Annotated in this window: 1 protein-coding gene; it reads right to left on the reverse strand. The window is 70.2% G+C overall.

Annotation, left to right across the window (positions count from 1 at the left end; all coding sequences use genetic code 11):
- A partial coding sequence (locus ACFWVE_RS35025) for a type I polyketide synthase (protein ID WP_384023310.1) occupies positions 1-1,408 on the reverse strand: 1,408 nt, incomplete at both ends.

The raw sequence follows: 1,408 nt of genomic DNA on the forward strand, positions 1-1,408 counted from the left end.
GCGCACACCGCGTCGAACGCCTCCGCGAACACCGGGAAACGCCCATACAGCTCACGCCCCATGCCGAGCCGCTGCGAACCCTGACCCGAGAACAGCAACGCCGTACGACCCTGTTCGGCCGCACCCTCCACGACACCCGCGGCCGGAACACCCGCCGCAAGCGCCGCCAGAGCGGCCGACTTGTCATCCGCCAGCACCACCGCACGATGCTCGAACACGGACCGCTGAGTCGCCAACGAGAACCCGAGGTCCACACCACGAACCTCCACGCCGTCACCCGCCACGAACTCCCGCAGCCGCTCGGCCTGCGCACGCAACGCGGCCTCACTCCTACCGGAGAGAACCCACGGCACCACACCGGGCTCGGTCTTCGGTTCCTGTGCCGCTCGAGTTTCCAACTCGGCTTCGGTCGCGGGTTGTTCGAGGACGACGTGTGCGTTCGTGCCGCTGATGCCGAACGACGACACACCGGCCCGACGCGGACGTCCCTCGCCTGCCCACGGCAGCGGCTCGGTCAGCAGCTCCACCACACCCGCCGACCAGTCCACGTGCGACGACGGCGCATCCACGTGCAGCGTCCGCGGCAGCACACCGTGCCGCATCGCCATCACCATCTTGATGACCCCGGCCACACCCGCGGCAGCCTGGGCGTGCCCGATGTTCGACTTGATGGTGCCCAGCCGCAACGGCCGGTCGACGGGCCGGTCCTGACCGTACGTCGCGATCAGCGCCTGCGCCTCGATCGGGTCACCCAGCGTCGTACCCGTACCGTGCGCCTCCACCACATCGACATCGCCCGCCGACAGACCGCCACTGGCCAGCGCCTGCCGGATCACCCGCTGCTGCGACGGACCGTTCGGCGCCGTCAGACCATTCGACGCACCATCCTGATTGACCGCACTACCCCGCACGACGGCCAGCACCTGGTGACCGTTGCGCCGCGCATCCGACAACCGCTCCAGGACCAGCACACCGACGCCCTCGGACCAACCAGCTCCGTCAGCCGTGTCGGAGAACGCCTTGCAGCGGCCGTCGGCGGAGAGGGCTCCCTGGCGGGAGAACTCGACGAACGCGGTGGGGGTGGCCATGACCGTGACGCCGCCGGCCACGGCGAGCGAGCACTCACCCGAGCGCAGCGCCTGCGCCGCCCAGTGCAGAGCCACCAGCGACGACGAACACGCCGTGTCCACCGTCACCGCCGGACCCTCGAACCCGAACGTGTACGAGACGCGCCCCGAGGCGATGCTGCCCGCGCTGCCGTTGCCACGGTAGCCCTCGTACTGCTCGTCGGCGAGAATGCTCCCGTAGTCGCTGTACATGACGCCGGCGAAGACGCCGGTCTGGCTGCCCCGCAGCGACACCGGGTCCATCCCGGCCCGCTCGATCGCCTCCCACGTCGCCTCCAGCA

Source organism: Streptomyces sp. NPDC058632 (assembly GCF_042717095.1).
GTDB lineage: Bacteria > Actinomycetota > Actinomycetes > Streptomycetales > Streptomycetaceae > Streptomyces.